The organism is Pseudonocardia sp. SID8383, from assembly GCF_009864975.1.
GTDB classification, from domain to species: domain Bacteria; phylum Actinomycetota; class Actinomycetes; order Mycobacteriales; family Pseudonocardiaceae; genus Pseudonocardia; species Pseudonocardia alni.
Genome location: NZ_WWFY01000435.1, coordinates 1 through 735, shown reverse-complemented (window position 1 = coordinate 735; position 735 = coordinate 1). Strand labels below are relative to the sequence as shown.

Genomic DNA, 735 nt, shown 5'->3' with positions numbered 1-735 from the left:
TACCCGGCGTAGCCGTGGGTGTCGACGCGGACCCCGCGCCCGGCGGGCGGCTGGAAGCGGGTCAGGGTCCCGGCGGCCGGGACGAGGGTCTCGAGCGGCCCGACGGTCTCGGTCGTCACCCGGGCCTGCACCGCGGCCCCGCGCGGCGCGGGCGGGGTGGCGAGGCCGAGGTCGGCGAGCCGGGCGCCGTACGCGACCCGCAGTCCCAGCTCGACGAGGTCGAGGCCGGTGGTCTCCTCGGTGACGGTGTGCTCGACCTGGATCCGCGGGTTGACCTCCAGGAACGCGATGTCCTGCCCGGCGAGCAGGAACTCGACGGTGGCGAGGCCGCGGTAGCCGTCGCACAGGCGCAGCGCGGCCTCGTGCAGCCGCGCGCGCACCGGGGCGGGCACGGCGGGGGCGGGCGCGATCTCGACGAGCTTCTGCCGGCGGCGCTGCGCGGAGCAGTCCCGGTCCCCCAGCACGACGACGCCGGTGCCGTCGCCGAGGACCTGCACCTCGACGTGCCGGGCGGCCGGGAGAAGACGTTCGACCTGCACCGCACCGTCGCCGAACGCGGCGAGTGCCTCGGACGAGCAGCGGCGCACGGCGTCGTCGAGGTCGGCCGGGTCGGTGACCGGGCGCATCCCGCGCCCGCCGCCGCCGGAGCGGGCCTTGACCATGACGCCGCCGCCGGGGCCGAGGCGGGACAGCAGCGCGGCGCCGTCGGCGGGTTCGACGGCCTCCAGCACCGGT

The 735-nt window shown here is 78.1% G+C and carries 1 pseudogene; it reads right to left on the bottom strand.

From position 1 onward, the window contains the following. Positions 1 to 735: pseudogene (locus GTW08_RS10690) on the bottom strand (ATP-grasp domain-containing protein); the annotation flags it as partial.